The sequence below is a fragment of the Ulvibacterium sp. genome, assembly GCF_028285715.1.
In the GTDB taxonomy this organism is placed as follows: Bacteria; Bacteroidota; Bacteroidia; order Flavobacteriales; family Flavobacteriaceae; genus Ulvibacterium.
This window is the reverse complement of record NZ_JANQOO010000035.1, coordinates 306,893-326,223: the sequence shown is the minus strand read 5'-3', so window position 1 is coordinate 326,223 and position 19,331 is coordinate 306,893. Positions and strand designations below refer to the sequence as shown.

The following is a 19,331-nucleotide window of genomic DNA, read 5'->3' as shown; positions in this document are numbered from 1 at the left end:
ACAATTTCAATCTTGGGGCTTATTTGAAAAATCCAATGGTTTCTATTCTTAAGGCCCAAAAGGGCCATATTCCCTTAATTGTCCCTTTATTTGATGCGTACAGGGTGTTCTATGGCCGGAACTCGAATCCTGAAGCGGCCCGGAAATTTCTTGAGGAGCGATTTGATCGCAACGAATCGATACTGTTTCTCGCTTTGCACAATGAGAAACCAGTTGGTTTTACCCAATTGTATACTACATTTTCCTCTACTTCCCTGCAACCAATATTTATTCTCAACGACTTGTTTGTAGATAAGGCATATAGAAAAATGGGAATAGGTGAAGCTCTTTTGGAAAAGGCAAAGGAATATTGCGTGAAACTGGGCTATAAAGGACTGGCCTTGGAGACTGAAACTGATAATCCCGCCCAAAAACTCTATGAACGGTTAGGTTGGAAAAAGGATTCGCGCTGGTTTCATTACTTTTGGATTCCAGAATAAATCCATAAACCTTTTCCCGATGCGTATCGACATCATTACCGTCCTACCGGAATTACTTCGTAGCCCTTTTGAGGCATCCATTTTAAAAAGGGCCATTGGGAAAGGATTGGTAGAAGTCCATTTTCATGATTTGAGGGACTATACGGACCATAGCTATAAGCAAGTGGATGACTACCAGTTTGGCGGGGGCGCTGGAATGGTACTTATGATCGAACCTATTGACCGCTGTATCTCGTCCCTTAAATCAGAACGCCTCTATGATGAGGTTATTTATATGACACCTGATGGCGAAACATTGAATCAGAAAACAGCCAATGGACTGTCCCTACTAAAAAATATCATTATACTGTGCGGTCATTATAAGGGCGTTGATCAAAGGGTAAGGGACTCCATGATTACCAAGGAGATTTCCATAGGGGACTATGTATTATCCGGCGGTGAGTTAGGGGCTGCAGTTTTATGCGATACCATCATCCGATTGATTCCCGGTGTACTTAACGATGAAACTTCGGCACTAACGGATACCTTTCAAGACAATCTTCTCGCCCCACCGGTATATACAAGACCTTCAGAGTATAAGGGAATGAAGGTTCCCGATGTTCTTTTAAGTGGTAACTTTCCGGAAATTGAACGTTGGCGGGAAGAAGAGGCCCTTAAAAGGACGGAAAACCTTAGACCAGATCTCTTGCAATAACCTTAAATTTAAGTTGCCGGAACAATATCAAAAATTATAAGGAATAGCTTGTAGTTTCTAATTTATAAACTATTTTTGCACTCTGTTAAATCAACCTCTGACGAAAATCGTGAATGTTGGTTTAAGAAATACGATAAATATCAGACCATGGAGTCACTACTAAAATTTGTTGAAGACGAGTTTATTCCCAAAAATGAATTTCCAGATTTTTCTGCAGGAGATACCATTACGGTTTACTACGAAATTAAGGAAGGTGAAAAGACACGTACCCAGTTCTTTAGGGGCGTCGTAATACAGAGAAGGGGCTCCGGCGCCACCGAGACATTCACTATTCGTAAAATGTCTGGTACTGTAGGGGTTGAGCGAATATTTCCAATTAACATGCCGGCCCTACAAAAAATTGAAATCAATAAAAAGGGCAAGGTACGTAGAGCACGAATCTTTTACTTTAGAGGCCTTACCGGGAAAAAAGCAAGAATAAAGGAAGTTCGATCATAGGATTTCACAAGAATATTAGAATAACCCTATCCCTATTACGATGTGATAGGGTTTTTTGTTTATGAACAATTGTTAATAATAATAGTTCATATTATGTTGATTTTTAATTTCTTACAATTTTTTGCCATTACGGATATTTATGGTATATTTAAGAGTGATTTAAAGGAAATATTTGGAGAAATATGATTTTAAATCGCTGTAAAGTTCACGTTCTTTATATTGTTGTTTAACCTGTTGAGATTTTGAGTTGCAGTGCAAATTGCTTCCAGTTTTTCACGTAGGCGAGCATAATAGCCTAGGACTGTCGTTCTTGGCATCTTTTATGTGGATGTTCTTTACATTGGATACAACGCTTCGGTGGTGTTTCTAGGATAAGTACATTAAGACAACAAAAAGAGGCATCAAGTAGTTGCTTGGTTTAATAATTAAGGACAAAAGATGTTTCAAACGTATGAACGGTGATGCAAATGCAGTCGATGGCTGCGGTTCCGTTGTAAATACAGAACACACAGTTTGCTAGCTGTTTCTAGAAAGCCATATCAATGTATCCGTACAATGATATGGCTTTTGTTCTTTTCAATTCAACGGATTTATTGCACTAGAGTTTAACTGAATACCTCGGTTCTAATGGTCAACGGATAAATCAAATTATGCAGTCCGCTAGGCATCTATAAAATTGTATATTTGCTCCGCTTAATACAAACCGAGAGTTTAGATGCCAAAAATTTTATATACCCAAACCGATGAGGCTCCCGCCTTGGCGACCCAATCCTTTCTTCCCATAGTAAAAGCATTTATTAAATCGTCCGGAATAACTATTGAGACCAAGGATATTTCATTGGCAGGAAGAATTATAGCCAGGTTTCCGGATTTTCTGACCCCGGATTTACGACTTCCCAATAACCTTGAAGAACTTGGAAAGTGGGCCAAAAGTCCAGAAGCCAACATCATTAAACTACCCAATATAAGTGCATCTATCCCCCAATTAAAGGAGGCCATTGAAGAACTTCAAGCTCAGGGATATGCTTTACCAAATTATCCGGATGAACCCAAAACTGAAAAAGAAAAGGAAATTAAATCCCGCTATGACAGTATAAAGGGAAGTGCGGTAAACCCGGTCTTGCGTGAAGGAAATTCCGACCGTAGGGCTCCAAGAGCGGTGAAAAATTTTGCCAAAAAGAATCCCCACTCCATGGGAAATTGGAGTCCCGATTCCAAGACCCATGTGGCTACCATGGGGCATGGAGATTTCAAATCCAATGAAAAGTCATTGACCTTGGCCCATGCCACCGATGTTACCATAGAATTGTTGAAAAATGATGGTACATCTGTTATCCTAAAGGATAAAATATCACTCTTGGAAAAGGAAATCATTGATGCCACCGTCATGAGCAAAAAAGCCTTGATCGGTTTTTTAGAGGAGCAAGTAAGGGATGCCAAAGAACAAGGTGTGTTGTTCTCCCTACATATGAAGGCGACAATGATGAAGGTCTCCGACCCTATAATATTCGGTTATGCCGTAAAGGCCTTCTTTTCAGAAGTCTTTGAAAAGCATGGGGATATCTTAGAAACCGTTGGCGTGAGTGCCAATGATGGACTGGAAAATCTTTTGAACAAAGTAAGGGGACTTCCCCAAGATACAAGAACAGAAATTGAATCAGATATTGAAAGGTCCATTACCGAAGGACCGGATTTAGCAATGGTCAATTCAGACAAGGGAATTACCAATCTCCATGTGCCCAGCGATGTCATCATTGATGCCTCGATGCCCGCAATGATTCGTAATTCAGGTCAAATGTGGGATTCCAAGGGGCAATCAAAAGATACAAAAGCCGTAATACCGGACAGTAGTTACGCAGGAATTTATGAGGCCACCATAGAATTTTGCAAAAGGCATGGTGCCTTTGATCCCAGAACCATGGGTACCGTTCCAAATGTTGGACTTATGGCCCAGAAAGCTGAGGAATACGGGTCCCATGATAAGACATTTGAAATTCCATCCGATGGTGTGGTAAAAGTAATCGATCTAAATTCGGATGAAACATTAATTCAACATGCCGTCGAGAAAGGGGATATCTGGCGTATGTGCCAAGTAAAGGACGCGCCTATACAAGATTGGGTGAAATTAGCGGTATCACGTGCAAGGGCCACTCAAACCCCCACCGTATTTTGGTTGGATAAAGATCGCGCCCATGATGCCGAATTGATCAAGAAAGTTAACGAATATCTTCCCCTTCAGGATACCAAAGGGCTGGATATTAGAATTCTATCTCCCGTGGAGGCTACAAAGTTTACGTTGCAACGTTTAAAGGAAGGTAAGGATACTATTTCCGTATCTGGCAATGTATTGCGGGATTATCTTACCGACCTTTTTCCAATTCTAGAGGTGGGCACCAGTGCCAAAATGTTGTCCATAGTACCTTTAATGAATGGAGGAGGTCTTTTCGAAACAGGAGCCGGTGGATCTGCCCCTAAACATGTTGAGCAATTCCTGGAAGAGGGACACCTACGATGGGACTCCTTGGGAGAATTCCTGGCCCTTGGGGTTTCCCTCGATTTCTATGGAGAAAAGAACGGTAACAAAAAAGCCTGTGTTCTGGCGGATGCCCTGGACAAGGCTACTGAAGTATTTCTACAAAATAATAAGGCACCCTCCCGAAAAGTAAATGAACGGGATACACGGGGAAGTCACTTTAAACTAGCCATGTATTGGGCCAGGGCTTTGGCCGATCAAGACAAAGACCAGGAGCTAAAATCTGCCTTTACTACCGTTGCACAAGAGATGGAGGAGAACGAATCCAAAATCAAAAATGAATTGATAGCGGCCCAAGGAAGTCCTCAGGATATTGGTGGTTACTACAAACCTGACAATGAAAAAGTTTCCAATGTCATGCGACCAAGTGTTACCTTGAATAAAATTCTTTCGAGAATTTAGGGAATAGCTGAGGATTTTTACTGGAATCACTAAAACCGAACATTTTTCATTTAAAGAAATGTTAACGTTTTTACGATCGATTTTTTTCTCTTTACTTTTAGAAAAAATTGCTTGAATGAATCAACTTTCGAGGACGTTTTTAATCGTTCTTCTTTGTTTTTCCTCTTTTTCGTATTCGCAACAAAAATTTACGTTAAGCGGCACTATCTCGGAAGCATCCAGCAATGAGACCCTCATAGGGGTTACCATAGTGGTCCCCGAATTGGGAACAGGTGTTACTACAAACGAGTATGGTTTCTATTCCATCACTCTTCCCGAAGGCGAATATGATATTCTTGTCACCTATTTGGGTTTTCAGGATATCGTCACAAAAATTTCATTATCCGAAAATCAAAGGTTCAATTTCCAAATGACGGAGGAAGCTGAGCAACTGGAAGAGGTAATCGTGACGGAAAATGCGGAAAAACTGGACATAAAAAAACCGCAGATGAGCGTAAATGCCCTGTCTGTTGGAACTATAAAAAAAATACCCGTGATTCTTGGAGAGGCTGATGTGATCAAATCCATACTTCTGCTTCCGGGAGTTACCAATGCGGGTGAAGGCGCATCCGGATATAATGTCCGGGGCGGTGCAGTAGATCAAAATCTGATATTATTGGACGAGGCCATCATTTTTAACTCATCCCATCTTTTTGGGTTTTTCTCCGTGTTTAATCCAGATGCCATTAAGGATATTAAATTATACAAGGGAGGGATTCCTGCAAGATATGGTGGTAGGCTATCTTCTGTACTGGATATTTTTCAGAAGGAGGGTAACAGTAAGGAACTTAAAATAAACGGGGGGATAGGAGCCGTTGCCAGCCGTCTACTTGTGGAGGCTCCCATAATTAAGGACAGGGCGGCATTTCTCATTGGTGGACGGGCTTCCTATGCGCATCTGTTCTTGCCTCTATTTGATATTGATAATACGGCCTATTTCTTTGACCTGAACACTAAAATCAATTTTAAGCTTAATGAAAGAAATAATTTATACCTATCTGGATATTTTGGTAGGGATGTTTTCGGAATCAGCGATAATTTTGTAAATACCTATGGTAATTCAGTGGGTAATTTAAGGTGGAACCATCTGTTTTCGGATAAACTCTTCTCCAACCTCTCCCTTATTTATTCGGATTATTATTATGGCCTAAAGCTCGATTTTGTCGGTTTCAACTGGAATTCGGGTATTCAGAATTTCAACGTTAAATACGATTTAAAACACTATATCAGTGATAAATTACGGATCAATTACGGAGTCAACAATATCTACTATAGCTTTAATCCGGGAAAAATTGAACCTAGTAACAGTAATTCTGGGATCGTAGAGGACCAATTGACGGAGAAGTACGCCAATGAATTTGCAGCTTACGTAGATTTTGAACACCAGGTAACCGAAAACCTTAGCCTAGGCTATGGGTTTCGCTTCAGCAATTTTATTCGCCTAGGACAGGATGAACTACTTGTGTATGAGGATAATAATCCTGTGATTTTCAATCCTCTTTCGTTGATCTATCAAGAAGCCATCCCAATTGATGTCGTTAACCTTGGTAGAGGGGGTAGCTTGGCTACTTTCAATAATTTTGAACCGCGTTTTTCATTGGCCTATACCCTAAGCGGAAATAGCTCCATAAAGGCAAGTTATACGCGCCTGGCACAGTATCTTCATCTTCTGTCCAACACCAGCTCCCCTACTCCGTTGGATGTTTGGACCCCTAGTGGGCCGTTCGTTGAACCACAGTTGCTAGATCAATACGCCCTTGGTTTTTTTAGGAATATAAAGGGAGGGGAATATGCACTTGAAGTGGAGGCATTTTATAAGGATATCCAAAATCGCATAGACTATATTGACGGTGCCAACCTTATTGCCAACGATGCCATAGAACAGGTAATTTTAAACGGTACGGCAAGGGCGTATGGTCTTGAGTTCCTGTTGCGAAAGAATGAAGGCGATTTTCAGGGTTGGCTGGCCTACACCCTTTCCAAATCGGAACAACGCACCCCCGGGAGGACCCCAGAAGAAACGGGTATAAACAACGGGGAATGGTATAGGACTCCATTTGACAAGACACATGACCTTTCCTTTTTCGGAAGTTATAAATTGAACGAAAAGTGGAGCTTCAACACCAATTTTGTCTTTCAAACCGGCCAACCGACCAACTATCCCATTGGACAATTTGAATTCCAAGGGCTCACCGTGCCCTTTTATGGTCCTAGAAATGCGGAACGCCTGCCTTCCTATAATCGATTGGATCTTTCGGCTACCCTTACCCCTCGTAAAAACAGGAACAGAAAGGTAAAAGGTGAATGGGTCTTTAGCATTTACAACGTATATAATAGAAGAAATGCGGCATCCATAAATTTCCAAAGGAATGTGGATACCGGAGTCAATGAAGCCATACGCACCTCCATATTTGGTGTGGTACCTGCTGTGACCTATAATTTTAAATTTTAAGGACGATGAAAAAGATTGGTTTTCTTGGATTGGTCTTCCTGATATTTATTGGATGTGAGGATGTCGTTGAAGTAGATCTACCGGAAGTGGATTCGCGTCTTTTTATTGATGCTTTTATACGAATAGACGAGAGTGACCCAACCACCCGGGTTCGTGTAAATGCCGGGCTTACCAGTTCATTTTTTGATGATATCCCGCCTGCGGATTTGCAGAACATTACCATTGTAAACCTGGATCAGCTGGATGGGACGGGTATCCCGAGTTTTATAACACTCAACCAAACAAGTCCCGGAATATATGAAGGACAAGAGGACACATCGTTTTTTACTTCGGGGCGTTTGTTGCTCTCCATAACCCATGAGGACCAAAACTATGCCGCTCTAACGAACTATGTTCCTGCCGTTCCCATAGAACAATTGTCCCAAGGGGACGAGACACTGTTTAGCGGCGATGAGACCGAGATAATAATTTCCTTTATAGACGCCCCTGACCGACAGGATTTTTATCTTTTTGACCTTGATTTTGATGAATACTTGGTTTCTGAGGACCTCTTTTACGAGGGTCAACGATTCGAGTTCTCGTATTTTTACGATGATGGACTGGATGAAGGGGAGGAACTGCAAATAAGTCTAATGGGCGTAGATATCGGGTTTTATAACTACATGAACCAGCTCATCGTACAAAGTGGTGGCGACCAAGGCCCTTTTCAGACGCCTACCGCTACGGTTCGGGGCAACATAATTAATGTTACAGGCGTAGACATCAATGATATCGATTTTGAGAATATTGATTCCTTGGAAGAAGTAGAAGGCATAGATCCTGAAAATGTCAGGGAAGGGTTTCCCCTAGGCTATTTTGCCGTAAGCCAATCTTTTAGCTCATCTTTAATCATAGAGTAACTACGGTTTTGTACGCTATTCCGATTTTCTTAGGTATCGGCCAAGTTTCCAAAAAAAGTAGAAACGGCTTTTTCCGTTAGTAAGGCGGCATTTTCCATATTATAGTGCAGAGGCTTGGTATCGTCCTTTATTTCCAAGATTGCAGCAATATTCAGTGAGCCTAATTTTTCGGCAGTTACCTCTGACTGTCCGCAGACCACTAGCACGGGTACCTCGTTGTTCCTTCCTAAATCCACAACTCCCTTAATCAGTTTACCATGTAAAGTCTGGTCATCGAATTTTCCCTCGCCCGTAATGATATAGTCTATACTTTCTTTTTTGAGCAGTTCTTTGACCCTCGTAAGATTCAACACGAAATCGACGCCCGATATGAATTCGGCATTTAGAAAAGCCTGTAACCCATAAGCTGTTCCACCTGCAGCTCCCGCACCCGGATTCTGGGCTAGATGCTTATGCAATGCGTCCTGCACTATGATATCCAAATTACGTAAGCCCTGGTCCAGCATAGCGATCTCCGAACCATTGGCTCCTTTTTGTCTTCCATAAATATGGGCGGCCCCTGTTTCTCCAAAGAGCGGATTGTCCACGTCATTTACGGCATAAAAGGAAATGGCTTCCAGGTTTTGAAAAGCTTCCTCTCTTTTAATAGTTCTTATTTTTGATAAGTTTTCCCCATTAGGGTCTAAATCCTTCCCGGAACCGTCCAAAAACCGATAGCCCAATGCCCGGGCTATTCCAGTGCCCCCGTCGTTGGTAGCGCTACCACCCAAACCAACATGAATGGAAGTTGCACCCTTTGAAATGGCATCCGAGATTTGAAGCCCTGTACCGTAGGTGGAAGTAATCATGGCATTGCGTTCTTTGACCCCCAAAAGCTCCAGACCGGAGGATTTGGCCAATTCAATATAGGCCACGCCCTCTGAGCGGTTTAAAAGATATTCCGCCTTTATCGGCCTACCTAAGGGGTTAACAGTATCCATGGTGATCAATTCGCAATCCAAGTTTTCGGATACGGCATTCAGAAAGCCATCACCGCCATCCGACGCCAAAACGGAGAACAAATTTGTATCTGGAATTGTTGCTCGGATACCATTTGAAATTGCGGTAATCACCTCCTTGGCCGTAAGGGAGCCCTTAAATTTATCGGGAATAATAAGTATATTCATAACAAAGCCTTATCTACCTAAATATAGGCCATATTCCTTACATTTGGTTATTGCTATTGATTATCGACAATGGAAACGGATAAAAAAATGCTGGTCAAGGGAGTGAAATTCCTTTTATATACTGTTGCCTTAATGTTTACCGCTCCTGTAGTGCTGTTTCAGGCATTTAAAAATCAAGAACACCCTTGGTATTGGCCCGTTTTGATTACAGGCCTTATCCTTGCCATAACCGCCATTTCAATGGGATTCTACAGTATTAAATTAATAGTGGATTCCTTGTTCAACAAAAAGGTTCAGGATAAGCAGTAGTCCAGAAACTTAAAAGTTCAAAAAACTAATCTTTCTTTTGTGCATCCCTTGTTTTATTCCATTTGTTATTAAGTGCTGCATAATCATAATCCAAGACCGATTCTTGCCGCTCCAACCGGTAAGAAGCAAAAGCACGTTGTAAAATGTCCTCTATAAGATAATCCTCATGTACCAGGTCTGGGTGAAATTCTTCCTTTATGCTGATTTTGAACAGTTTAGCCGTGGTTTGATACCAAAAAGCGCGCCAACCACTCCGAAGCTGTTTTACTAGGTTAAAAGCGGTCGTACCGGTTTGGCGATAAATAAGTTTCACCAGTATTTGCCCCTCTGTACGTGTTAGCTTCTTCAGTTCTTCGGAAAATTCCCCTTCGATGTATTTTTGTACCTTTTTTGTATACTTTTTTCGCTTCCTTTTTCTTTTAATTTTTGAAAGACTATCATTGAGTTCAACAAGCCGTTCCGCCGCCAATTTGGCATAGGGATATACCTTAAGTGTTTTGCGCCTCAATATATAGTATCGGAGTTTTTCCTTGTAGGAACCGAATTCGAGCTTACTGAATACGTAGACTTCATCCAGGGCTATGGAATTCTGCAATAACGAATCGCCCTCGATGATGATTAATTTTTCGGCAACCGAGTCAAGTACCTTCTCCTTTACTTGTGTGTTGCCACAAATGAAAACCAAGGAAAATAGGACCAATAGGTATCTTTCTCTCATATACTCAGTTCGGTGATTGCCTTTCCAAAATTAACGATAAATAATGGCCCATATTATTAATTAAAAGTGAATATTGCTAAGTTTGCATTCAAACAAAGACTACATGAGCGAAAAAAAAATATTGACCAAAAAGTCCCTTGATTTTTTTGAGAAATACCTCAATAATGCCGCTCCCACAGGATATGAATGGGAAGGACAAAAACTATGGATGGATTATCTAAAACCCTACGTGGATACGTTCATTACGGACACGTATGGATCGGCGGTGGGGGTCATTAATCCTGATGCGAAATACAAAGTAGTCATTGAAGGGCATTCCGATGAGATTTCATGGTACGTAAACTACATTACGGATGATGGCCTTCTGTATGTTATTCGGAATGGGGGAAGCGACCACCAAATCGCCCCATCTAAATGGGTAAACATCCATACCAAAAAAGGGGTTGTCAAAGGTATTTTTGGATGGCCCGCCATCCACACCCGGGACAGGAGCAAGGAACAACCTCCCAAACTGGATAATATTTTTATAGATATCGGGGCCAAGGACAAAGAAGAGGTAGAAAAAATGGGGGTTCATGTAGGTTGCGTGATTACCTATCCCGATGAGTTCCATATTCTGAACAAGGATAAATTCGTTTGCCGTGCCATAGACAATAGGGCCGGTGGATTTATGGTGGCGGAAGTAGCCCGTTTACTTCACGAAAACAAGAAAAAGTTACCCTTCGGGCTTTATATCACAAACTCGGTTCAGGAGGAAATAGGGCTCCGTGGCGCTGAAATGATCACCCAGACCATACAGCCCAATGTGGCCATTATTACGGACGTGTGTCATGACACCACCACCCCAATGATAGATAAAAAAAAGGAGGGGCATACCGAAATCGGGGCCGGACCTGTAATTTCCTATGCGCCCGCAGTACAGAACAAGCTTCGGGAACGAATTATCGAAACTGCTGAAAAGAAAAATATTCCTTTTCAGCGCTTGGCGGCTTCACGATCAACGGGAACGGATACAGACGCCTTCGCTTATAGTAACGGAGGTGTGGCATCCGCTTTGATCTCATTACCTCTTCGGTATATGCATACTACCGTGGAAACTGTTCACCGTGATGACATAGAGAATGTTATCCGATTGATCTATGAAACCGTTTTGAATATTGAAAGCGGAGAGACATTTAGTTATTTCGAATAAATAGATTTCAACGCTTCCCTTGGAAACCCTATTTGTGACATATCATGGATGAGCTCATTGATATTCTGGATGATATGGGCAACCCAACGGGAAAGACCGCGATGAAGTCCGTAGCACATGCCAAGGGATGGTTTCATCCTACCATTCACGTTTGGTTATACACCAAAGATGGAAGGATACTGATACAACAACGGGGCAAGGACAAGGATACCCATCCCCTACTCTGGGATGTTTCCGTTGCAGGGCATATTGGTGCTGGAGAAGTTATTGAGGCCTCGGCAATACGCGAAGTGGAAGAGGAAATAGGGCTTTCCATCTCGGAAAGGGATCTGGAAAAAATTGGGGTCTTTAGTTCTATTCATAAACATCGTGAGGATTTGATCGATTGCGAGTTCCATCATACCTTTTTATGTGAGTTGAAGCTTCCATTGGAAAACCTAAAAAAACAGGAAAGTGAGGTTGAACGCTTGGATTTGATCCCACTAATTCAGTTTTCCGAAGAGACTTGGGGTTTGGCCAACATAGGGAAATACGTTCCCCACGAAATTTCGTATTACGAGCATATTGTGCAGGAAATACGAAAAAGACTATAAGGAGGCAGTAAAATCTTTTATGGAATCGAGGTAAAAAGTCTTTTGTCCCCCACTGGCCATATCCTTGACCACAAAAGTATGTTCCGTTAGTTCTTCCTCACCTATAAGGATTACATAGGGTACATTTCGATTGTTGGCGTATTTAAACTGCTTGTTAATCTTCGCATTGGTCGGATACAAATCAGCTTTGATTCCCGACTCCCGAAGTGCGCTGATCAACTTCAAGGAAGCCAAGGCTTCCTTTTCCCCAAAATTAAGACAGAGTACTTGTGTCGACTGTTCCAAGGTTTGGGGAAAAAGATTCAACTCTTCCAATACCAGATAAATGCGATCCAAGCCAAAGGAAATACCCACGCCACTCACATCCTTTAAGCCAAATATTCCAGTTAAATCATCATATCTTCCACCACCGCCTATGGAACCCATTTTTACGCCCTCCGGTGCTCCTACTTCCAAAATGGTGCCGGTGTAATAATTGAGTCCACGTGCCAAGGTAACATCCAAGGAAAGCTGTGCGGATTTTAGGCCGATTTCCTTTACTGTATCCATTATAAATTCCAGCTCCGAAATACCCTCCAGACCCTGTTCGGAATCTTGCAGCAAATTCTTAAGTACACTTAACCTTTCTTCGCCGCTTCCGGTAAGTGAAAACAGGGGAGCAGCCTTTGCAACGGATGATTCTGAAATACCTTTGTCAAGCATTTCTTGTTTTACGCCTTCCTCCCCAATTTTATCCAACTTATCCAGGGCCACGGTGAAATCCACCAATAGCTGTTTTGCCCCAATGATCTCTGCGATACCCGCCAAGATCTTTCTATTGTTCAATTTCATAGGGACACCTCTCAATTTTAGGTCGGTGAAAACGGCATCATACAGTTGTATCAATTCCACTTCCTGTAAAAGGGAATTTGCCCCGACCACATCGGCATCGCACTGGTAAAACTCACGGAATCGTCCTTTTTGAGGTCGGTCCGCTCGCCATACGGGTTGTATTTGATAGCGCTTAAAAGGAAAGGCGATTTCATTCTGGTGCATTACCACGTAGCGTGCAAAAGGAACGGTCAAGTCATAACGGAGGGCCTTCTCAGATATTTTTGGAACCAATAAATTTGCATTCTTGGAACTATAGGTAATATCATCGACCTTACTTAGAAAATCTCCGGAATTCAGAATCTTAAAAATAAGTCGGTCGCCTTCATCCCCATATTTCCCCATAAGGGTCTCGGAGTTTTCAAAGGATGGGGTCTCTATAGGTTGAAAACCAAAAACCTGAAAATGCTTTTTAATCGTATCAAAAATGTAGTTGCGCTTATTGACCTCGGTAGGTGAGAAATCCCTGGTTCCCTTGGGAATGCTTGGTTTTTGTGCCATTGTAACTTATTATTCGGCCCTTCCTTCGACATAGCCAAGGAAACCGCACTTTGAAATCTGGACAAATATAATTCTTTACGGTCTGTTGTCAAGCTTTCGGGGTTGTCAAGGAGCTTGTATTACTTTTTCAAACCATTGGTATAGCTCACCTTTGGTAATAACCGCGCCCTGTTTTATCAGATTAAATTTATCCAAGTTCTTATCTTCAGAATAGGCCTTGGAAGCTGTGAGGTACTCCACATAATCGGATTGCCAGTTCTTCTTAAACCAATTAAACCCCACTTTCGTAGTCAAGTCCGCCTCTGGGTTCCTAACTTTTACGGAAATCAATTTCATTTCCTTTTCCGAACAAAGGAACAAGTGCATATGCTGTGCTGAAATGTTTTCCAAGTACGTCACCTTGGTCAGTACACCCTCCCAAACAAGGTCGCTAAAAACGTCCAACTCTTCTTCGGCCACTTGGGGTTTCTCTTCTTTCATGGTTTTCCATTCGTCCGATGTAATGGACTGGGTTGCTAGAAAATTGATGAACTCCTTATGCAACTCTTCCAATTGTTGCTTGGTAAGTCTTGTATATTTCATGGGGCAAAATTAAAAAGGCCATGCATTTTGCATAGCCTTTTTTTATCAATTTTTATGTTTTAGAAGATATAGCGCAGTCCAAACTGTGCCTGCCAACGGGACAAAAGACTTGAATCAAAACCAAAGGTTTCGGTCAAGGTGGGGTTGAATGTGTAGGTCGGAACGTTGTTGGCATCCACGGAAACGGACAGTGGGTTCAGGTTATTAGGTTGCTGCACCACACCCCAATCCGAGTTCAACAAGTTCCCAAAATTGAGAATGTCGATACTAAACTGAATGGTATGGACCCGATTCCCTGCCACATTAAAGTTAAAATCCTGAAGGATTTTAACGTCCCATCTGCTCCTCCAAGGTGCCAAGGCACCGTACCTGTCAAAGTATTCCCCTCTATTATCGCTTAGGTAATCGTCTTGTTGAATGTAGGCCTCAAAAGCCTCTGCTTGACCTGGCCCTGAAAACTGCATCTGCTGTACCTCTGCCGCTGTCGGGATATAGAGCAAATCATTATTCTGAAAAGAGCTATCGTTATTGATGTTTCCTGCGTAGGTATAATTAAACCTACCGCCCTGGGCATATTCAAAAAAGGTAGATACGGTAGTAGCCCACTTATCCTTTCCATAACGAAACTGTTTGGATCCGACACCGATAAACCTGTGGGTATCACCATATCTGGAAAATGAAAGTACATCATCATTGGCATTGCCGGATATGGGGTTAAAATCAAAGGCATCCCCAGTTATCTCCGCTTCAATGGAATTTACGTCCTTGGCGTTCAAATAATTATAGGCCAAGCTAGCAAACAAACCGTTGTTCCATGTTTTCTGTGCTTTTATAGTAGCATTCCAGATTCTTCCTTTATCCGAATTCGTAAAGACGTAGGCATTGTTACCTTTATCGGAATCCGCATACACCGGGCGATTGTCCCCTGGAGCATCCAAGGTAAGAGAAGGGTTTCTAAGTCCCCAGTTCTGCACATGGGCCCCGTTGATATCCTTGGTGTAGGATATATCCGCCGATAAAATGATCCCATTTTCTAGGCGATGGTCCCCACCAACGTTGGTACGCCATACCTGTGGCCATTTAAAATCGGGGTCTACGATTTGATAAAAGAAGAAATCCAATCCCTGCACTTGGTTGCCTAACCAAACAAAAGGAAATCGTCCCGTAAATATTCCGCTACCTCCACGAATTTGCGTAGTCTGATTTCCATTGACATCCCAATTGAATCCAACTCTTGGAGAAATCAAGAAGTCATTGTTTGGCAAAGTCTCCGAATCCAAGGTGGTCTCCTGATCAGTTTGCGGATTAAAATATACAATAGTAGGGTCAAACGTAAAGGGCTTTCTAGCAATGTTCTCACGAATCTTATCCTCGGTATCAAAATACAAGGGTTTGTCAAAACGTACCCCGTAGGTCAACTTAAAGTCTGAAGTAACGTTCCATTCATCCTGTATATATAGGGCGAACTGGCCCACATTGGTCTCGGCCAATGCCCATCCTCCGTCATTACCCACTCCAGCGGCATTGCTATTGGTAAAAATGGTTTGAGCGTTAGCCAAGGCTGCTGCCAATGTTCCATCATTGACATCGGTTAAAAAAGCGGCCAAATCCGGGTAGGCGGCAAAAGCACCGACTTCCTGATTAAAATCACCATCCTCATCAAAACCATAGGCCCCTAGGTTAAACGAATTATCAAATTGGAATTTTTCAAAGGAAAAACCCGCGGTCAATGTATGGTTGCCCAAAAAATAGTTGAAATTGTTCGTAATCTGAAAAACTTTCTGATCTAGCCTATTATTAATGGAAAAAGGTTCATGACCCGCGATAATATAGTTGCTTCCTGCCCCATCCTGTATGGTAATTGCAGGTGCAGGACTGGACAAAGGATCCCTAAAGTCATCAAAATGTGTATAACCTACCTGTAATTTGTTGGTCGCTTTGTCTCCAAAAGTTGAGTTTAATTCCAATTGTACGGATTGAATATTGTTATTTATTTCATATCCGGAATTCTCAAATTGAAGAGTCTGAAAGCTTGGTCCCCTTATGCCCAGCGCTGTTGGATGCGCCGGTTTCTCTTTGGATGCATCCAAAAAATTATAGATTATGGCCAAACGATTTTTATCATTGATGTTCCAGTCAAGTTTCAAAATGCCTTTGGTAGATTCGGCGCCATATGTAAATCCTTGATATCTGCCTGTATCATACCCTAATCCGGAAAGGCCCGATTGAACCGCCAGTAAATCGGTTTCAAGCACACGAGACTCGTTTATAGCACCCGAACCTGTATTGGGCACCCATCCATTAGAACCTAGATCATCACGTTCGTCCCTTTCAAAATTGGCAAAAAAGAACAGCTTATTTTTTACAATGGGACCGCCAATACTGAATCCATATTGATTTTGCTTAAGGTCGGGTTTTACCACATCCTCGCCCTTTATTTTTCCCCCGGTCAAATCCTCATTCCTAAAGAACCCATAAACGGTACCGTGAAATTCATTGGTGCCGCTTTTTGTAACCGCATTCACCGTGGCACCGGTAAATCCAGATTGGGTAACATCATAAGGCGCCAAGGAAACCTGAATCTGATCTATGGCATCCAAGGAAATAGGTTGGGCATCGGTTTGTCCACCTGGTGTCGGAGCATCTAGACCAAAGGGGTTGTTGAAAATTGCTCCATCCAGGGAAAAGTTGTTGAACTGGTCGTTTCTACCTCCAAATGAATTCCCAGTGGACGATGGTTCAAGCCGGGTAAAATCTTGGGCCGATCTGGAGATAGTGGGAAGCTTGGTCAATTCCCTTCTACCTACAGAGGTTTCCGCGCCGGTACGGTCACTTCCAAAGGTACTACCACGATCGGAGATAACGATTACTTCATCCAAAGCCTGGCTTTCGGAAACCAGTTTTACATCAATGGTAAAGGTTTTCCCTAAGGTAAGGTAAACATCATTTTGCACCTGATCGGCAAAGCCGACATAGGAAACCGTAACGTCATAAGGACCGCCGACACGCAGGTTCAGCATCTTAAAAAGTCCATCCTCGTTGGTAATAGCGCCATACTTGGTACCTGTTGGCGTGTGGACAGCTACAATGTTTGCTCCCAATAGAGCTTGGTCTTGGTCATCAACCACAGTTCCACTAATATTGGAGGTGGTTACTTGGGCTGCTATGGAACCTACCATAAAAAACAGCACCGTAGTTAGGAATACAGTTTTGAACATCGCTAGAGATTGAGTTAGTGGTGCAAAAGTAAGGCAAAAAAAAAGAGCTATGCACGCACAGCTCTTTAAAATTTTTAATTCTTATTAAGACTATTTTTGCTCAGCGATAACCTCAAAGGGGAAATCCAAAACTACCTCGCGATGTAATCTAATTTGTGCATTGTAGGGTCCTGTACGTTTTACAGTACCTCCCTGAATGGCAATATATTTTTTGTCTATTTCATGTCCTTCCTTTTGAAGGGCCGCCGCTAGATCAATGGTAGTAACCGAACCAAAAAGTTTATCACCAGCACCTGTTTTGGCCGGTATTTTAAGTTCTAGTCCTTTCAAAGCCTCAGCCGTCTTATTGGCAGCATCCACGATAGATTTTTCTTTATGGGCCCTTTGTCTTAAAGTTTCTTCCAAAACCTTTTTGGCCGAAGGCGTCGCCATGGTAGCCAAACCTTTGGGGATAAGGTAGTTTCTACCGTAGCCGTTTTTTACACTTACCAAATCGTCTTTGAAACCCAAGTGTTCCACATCTTGTTTTAATATAACTTCCATCTTCGGTTCCTTTTATTTTAACAAATCGCCTACGTAGGGCATTAAAGCCAAATGACGGGCGCGTTTTACGGCTTGTGCCACTTTTCGTTGATATTTCAAAGAAGTACCCGTAAGTCTTCTCGGGAGTAACTTTCCCTGCTCGTTCACCAATTTCATCAAAAAATCGGCATCCTTATAATCAATATATTTAATACCGGATTTTTTGAACCTACAATATTTTTTCTTGGTATTGGTCTCAATATTCAGGGGGGTCAAATACCTAATTTCCCCATCTTTTTTTCCTTTTGCCTGTTGTTGTAATGTTGCCATGTTCTTTACGCTTTAGTCTTTAACCTTGTCCTTCTTTTTTCCGCCCATTCAATGGCATGTTTATCCAATCTCACGGTAAGAAAACGCATTATGCGTTCGTCCCTTCTAAACTCCTGCTCATATGGGCCTATAACTTCGCCCGGAGCGGTAAATTCGAACAAATGGTAAAAACCACTTTTCTTGTGCTGTATGGCATAAGCCAATTTTTTAAGTCCCCAGTTTTCCTTGGAGACCATTTTGGCGCCATTCTTAATTAAGAAATCCTCAAATTTCTTAACTGTTTCCTCTATCTGAGTATCAGATAGAACGGGATTTAAAATGAAAACAGTTTCGTAATGGTTCATAATGATTTTAAATTTTTAGGAGCGCAAAAATAAGAATATTTGACACACTTCACAAGAAAATGAAAAAATCTTCGTTATAGACTAACAATCGTTAAAATTGAACTTAACCAAATCTTAAACTATGGTCATTGCCAATTACACAGGATTCCGTACAATGTTTACAACTTTTATTGCAGTTGAACGGGTTTTTTCAGTAATTTGTCGATGATTTAACCCCACAAATCAACCTTTATGAAATTAAGAAGCATTATTGTTGACGATTCGTCGATGCAGCGAATGGCAGTCGCCAAGCTAGTCAACAACCACCCAAATCTTGCAATGGTTGCCGAGTATAGCAATGCGATAGAGGCTAAGAATGGCATTAAAAATAACGAAATCGACTTAATTTTCCTCGATGTTGAAATGCCTATCATCAATGGTTTTGACCTACTCGAATCCCTTGAGAACAGTCCACAAGTAATTTTGATTACCGGCAAGCCCGATTACGCCCTTAAAGCTTTTGACTACGACGTTACGGATTATTTGCACAAGCCTATTACCATGGCGCGTTTTGATGCCTCCGTTCGACGGGCTGTATCCAAGTATGAGCAGATGCACAGGGTAAATGAAGACGAGGAACATATTTTTGTGAAGAGTAACCTTAAGAAAAGAAAAGTTGTCCTTAATGATATTAAATGGATAGAAGCATTGGGAGATTACATTAAATTGGTAACTGATGAGGCCAATATTGTAATTTTATCTACAATGAAATCCTTTGAAAAGCAATTGCCACAGGAAAAATTTCTTCGAATCCATAAATCCTATATCGTAAATCTGGAAAAAGTAGAAAAATTCAACAGTAAAAATGTTGAAGTAAGTGGACGATCTATTCCTTTGAGCCGAAACAAGAAGACGGAATTGGCAGAAGCGTTGAGCAATGTCTAGTACTTTTACTTTGCTATAAAATAGAACAATGGCCGCTTCCTAGAAAGCGGCCATTTTTTTGAGCAC

18 protein-coding genes are annotated in these 19,331 nt (G+C 41.8%); 10 read left to right on the top strand and 8 right to left on the bottom strand.

Features of this window, described 5'->3' with window-relative positions; translation table 11 throughout:
- The first annotated feature begins 23 nt into the window (after window positions 1–23).
- The 6 genes from Q0993_RS19325 to Q0993_RS19300 all read left to right on the top strand — a co-directional run bounded on the left by Q0993_RS19325 (window position 24) and on the right by Q0993_RS19300 (window position 7,996).
- Entirely contained in the window at window positions 24–479 is a 456-nt protein-coding gene (locus Q0993_RS19325) for a GNAT family N-acetyltransferase (RefSeq protein WP_299536350.1), read from the top strand.
- Between the two features lie 19 nt (window positions 480–498).
- Entirely contained in the window at window positions 499–1,173 is a 675-nt protein-coding gene (gene trmD, locus Q0993_RS19320; protein WP_299536348.1) for a tRNA (guanosine(37)-N1)-methyltransferase TrmD, read from the top strand.
- Between the two features lie 147 nt (window positions 1,174–1,320).
- Window positions 1,321–1,671: a 50S ribosomal protein L19 gene (gene rplS / locus Q0993_RS19315; RefSeq protein WP_299536346.1), complete on the top strand. Its 351-nt coding sequence runs from the start codon at window positions 1,321–1,323 to the stop codon at window positions 1,669–1,671.
- Window positions 1,672–2,386: 715 nt separating this feature from the next.
- The gene (locus tag Q0993_RS19310) at window positions 2,387–4,606 is read left to right on the top strand and encodes an NADP-dependent isocitrate dehydrogenase (protein WP_299536345.1); all 2,220 of its coding nucleotides are present in this window, start codon (window positions 2,387–2,389) and stop codon (window positions 4,604–4,606) included.
- A gap of 115 nt (window positions 4,607–4,721) precedes the next feature.
- Window positions 4,722–7,097, top strand: a complete 2,376-nt coding sequence (locus Q0993_RS19305; RefSeq protein WP_299536342.1) for a TonB-dependent receptor — start codon at window positions 4,722–4,724, stop codon at window positions 7,095–7,097.
- 5 nt (window positions 7,098–7,102) lie between these two features.
- A complete protein-coding gene (locus Q0993_RS19300) occupies window positions 7,103–7,996 on the top strand; it encodes a DUF4249 family protein (RefSeq protein WP_299536339.1) in 894 nt (297 codons plus the stop codon).
- Between the two features lie 29 nt (window positions 7,997–8,025).
- On the opposite strand, the gene Q0993_RS19295 is transcribed toward Q0993_RS19300, so the two are convergent.
- Window positions 8,026–9,162: a glycerate kinase gene (locus Q0993_RS19295; RefSeq protein ID WP_299536337.1), complete on the bottom strand. Its 1,137-nt coding sequence runs from the start codon at window positions 9,160–9,162 to the stop codon at window positions 8,026–8,028.
- 69 nt (window positions 9,163–9,231) lie between these two features.
- On the opposite strand from Q0993_RS19295, the gene Q0993_RS19290 reads away from it, so the two are divergent.
- Window positions 9,232–9,471: a DUF6095 family protein gene (locus Q0993_RS19290; protein ID WP_299536334.1), complete on the top strand. Its 240-nt coding sequence runs from the start codon at window positions 9,232–9,234 to the stop codon at window positions 9,469–9,471.
- A gap of 25 nt (window positions 9,472–9,496) precedes the next feature.
- Here Q0993_RS19290 and Q0993_RS19285 read toward each other — a convergent pair whose 3' ends face one another.
- A complete protein-coding gene (locus Q0993_RS19285; RefSeq protein WP_299536331.1) occupies window positions 9,497–10,189 on the bottom strand; it encodes a DUF4294 domain-containing protein in 693 nt (230 codons plus the stop codon).
- A gap of 103 nt (window positions 10,190–10,292) precedes the next feature.
- Here Q0993_RS19285 and Q0993_RS19280 point away from each other — a divergent pair, with 103 nt between their 5' ends.
- Both Q0993_RS19280 and Q0993_RS19275 read left to right on the top strand, forming a co-directional pair.
- Window positions 10,293–11,381, top strand: coding sequence for a M42 family metallopeptidase (locus Q0993_RS19280; protein ID WP_299536329.1), 1,089 nt, complete (start codon window positions 10,293–10,295; stop codon window positions 11,379–11,381).
- Between the two features lie 44 nt (window positions 11,382–11,425).
- Window positions 11,426–11,974 (top strand): NUDIX domain-containing protein, encoded by a 549-nt coding sequence (locus tag Q0993_RS19275; protein WP_299536327.1) that lies wholly within the window; start codon window positions 11,426–11,428, stop codon window positions 11,972–11,974.
- On the opposite strand, the gene hisS is transcribed toward Q0993_RS19275, so the two are convergent.
- The 6 genes from hisS to rpsF form a co-directional block, all read right to left on the bottom strand.
- Window positions 11,969–13,345 (bottom strand): histidine--tRNA ligase, encoded by a 1,377-nt coding sequence (hisS, locus tag Q0993_RS19270; protein ID WP_299536323.1) that lies wholly within the window; start codon window positions 13,343–13,345, stop codon window positions 11,969–11,971. The genes Q0993_RS19275 and hisS overlap by 6 nt on opposite strands.
- Before the next feature lie 105 nt (window positions 13,346–13,450).
- Window positions 13,451–13,927, bottom strand: a complete 477-nt coding sequence (locus Q0993_RS19265; protein ID WP_299536319.1) for a DUF6495 family protein — start codon at window positions 13,925–13,927, stop codon at window positions 13,451–13,453.
- Between the two features lie 59 nt (window positions 13,928–13,986).
- Window positions 13,987–17,145: a carboxypeptidase regulatory-like domain-containing protein gene (locus tag Q0993_RS19260; protein ID WP_299536316.1), complete on the bottom strand. Its 3,159-nt coding sequence runs from the start codon at window positions 17,143–17,145 to the stop codon at window positions 13,987–13,989.
- 90 nt (window positions 17,146–17,235) lie between these two features.
- The gene (rplI, locus tag Q0993_RS19255; protein WP_299536314.1) at window positions 17,236–17,688 is read right to left on the bottom strand and encodes a 50S ribosomal protein L9; all 453 of its coding nucleotides are present in this window, start codon (window positions 17,686–17,688) and stop codon (window positions 17,236–17,238) included.
- Window positions 17,689–17,700: 12 nt separating this feature from the next.
- Window positions 17,701–17,997: a 30S ribosomal protein S18 gene (rpsR, locus tag Q0993_RS19250; RefSeq protein WP_013991412.1), complete on the bottom strand. Its 297-nt coding sequence runs from the start codon at window positions 17,995–17,997 to the stop codon at window positions 17,701–17,703.
- Window positions 17,998–18,002: 5 nt separating this feature from the next.
- Window positions 18,003–18,341, bottom strand: coding sequence for a 30S ribosomal protein S6 (gene rpsF / locus Q0993_RS19245; protein ID WP_299536307.1), 339 nt, complete (start codon window positions 18,339–18,341; stop codon window positions 18,003–18,005).
- Window positions 18,342–18,572: 231 nt separating this feature from the next.
- Here rpsF and Q0993_RS19240 point away from each other — a divergent pair, with 231 nt between their 5' ends.
- Entirely contained in the window at window positions 18,573–19,265 is a 693-nt protein-coding gene (locus Q0993_RS19240) for a LytTR family DNA-binding domain-containing protein (RefSeq protein ID WP_299536304.1), read from the top strand.
- Window positions 19,266–19,331: the final 66 nt, after the last annotated feature.

Bases quoted from the DNA above. Each gene is read 5' to 3' on its own strand.
- Q0993_RS19300 (WP_299536339.1), top strand. From the start codon at position 7,103: ATGAAAAAGATTGGTTTTCTTGGATTGGTCTTCCTGATATTTATTGGA.
- rplI (WP_299536314.1), bottom strand. From the start codon at position 17,688: ATGGAAGTTATATTAAAACAAGATGTGGAACACTTGGGTTTCAAAGAC.
- Q0993_RS19265 (WP_299536319.1), bottom strand. From the start codon at position 13,927: ATGAAATATACAAGACTTACCAAGCAACAATTGGAAGAGTTGCATAAG.
- Q0993_RS19295 (WP_299536337.1), bottom strand. From the start codon at position 9,162: ATGAATATACTTATTATTCCCGATAAATTTAAGGGCTCCCTTACGGCC.
- Q0993_RS19275 (WP_299536327.1), top strand. From the start codon at position 11,426: ATGGATGAGCTCATTGATATTCTGGATGATATGGGCAACCCAACGGGA.
- Q0993_RS19280 (WP_299536329.1), top strand. From the start codon at position 10,293: ATGAGCGAAAAAAAAATATTGACCAAAAAGTCCCTTGATTTTTTTGAG.
- rpsR (WP_013991412.1), bottom strand. From the start codon at position 17,997: ATGGCAACATTACAACAACAGGCAAAAGGAAAAAAAGATGGGGAAATT.
- hisS (WP_299536323.1), bottom strand. From the start codon at position 13,345: ATGGCACAAAAACCAAGCATTCCCAAGGGAACCAGGGATTTCTCACCT.
- Q0993_RS19290 (WP_299536334.1), top strand. From the start codon at position 9,232: ATGGAAACGGATAAAAAAATGCTGGTCAAGGGAGTGAAATTCCTTTTA.
- rplS (WP_299536346.1), top strand. From the start codon at position 1,321: ATGGAGTCACTACTAAAATTTGTTGAAGACGAGTTTATTCCCAAAAAT.
- Q0993_RS19285 (WP_299536331.1), bottom strand. From the start codon at position 10,189: ATGAGAGAAAGATACCTATTGGTCCTATTTTCCTTGGTTTTCATTTGT.
- rpsF (WP_299536307.1), bottom strand. From the start codon at position 18,341: ATGAACCATTACGAAACTGTTTTCATTTTAAATCCCGTTCTATCTGAT.
- Q0993_RS19260 (WP_299536316.1), bottom strand. From the start codon at position 17,145: ATGTTCAAAACTGTATTCCTAACTACGGTGCTGTTTTTTATGGTAGGT.
- Q0993_RS19310 (WP_299536345.1), top strand. From the start codon at position 2,387: ATGCCAAAAATTTTATATACCCAAACCGATGAGGCTCCCGCCTTGGCG.
- trmD (WP_299536348.1), top strand. From the start codon at position 499: ATGCGTATCGACATCATTACCGTCCTACCGGAATTACTTCGTAGCCCT.
- Q0993_RS19305 (WP_299536342.1), top strand. From the start codon at position 4,722: ATGAATCAACTTTCGAGGACGTTTTTAATCGTTCTTCTTTGTTTTTCC.
- Q0993_RS19240 (WP_299536304.1), top strand. From the start codon at position 18,573: ATGAAATTAAGAAGCATTATTGTTGACGATTCGTCGATGCAGCGAATG.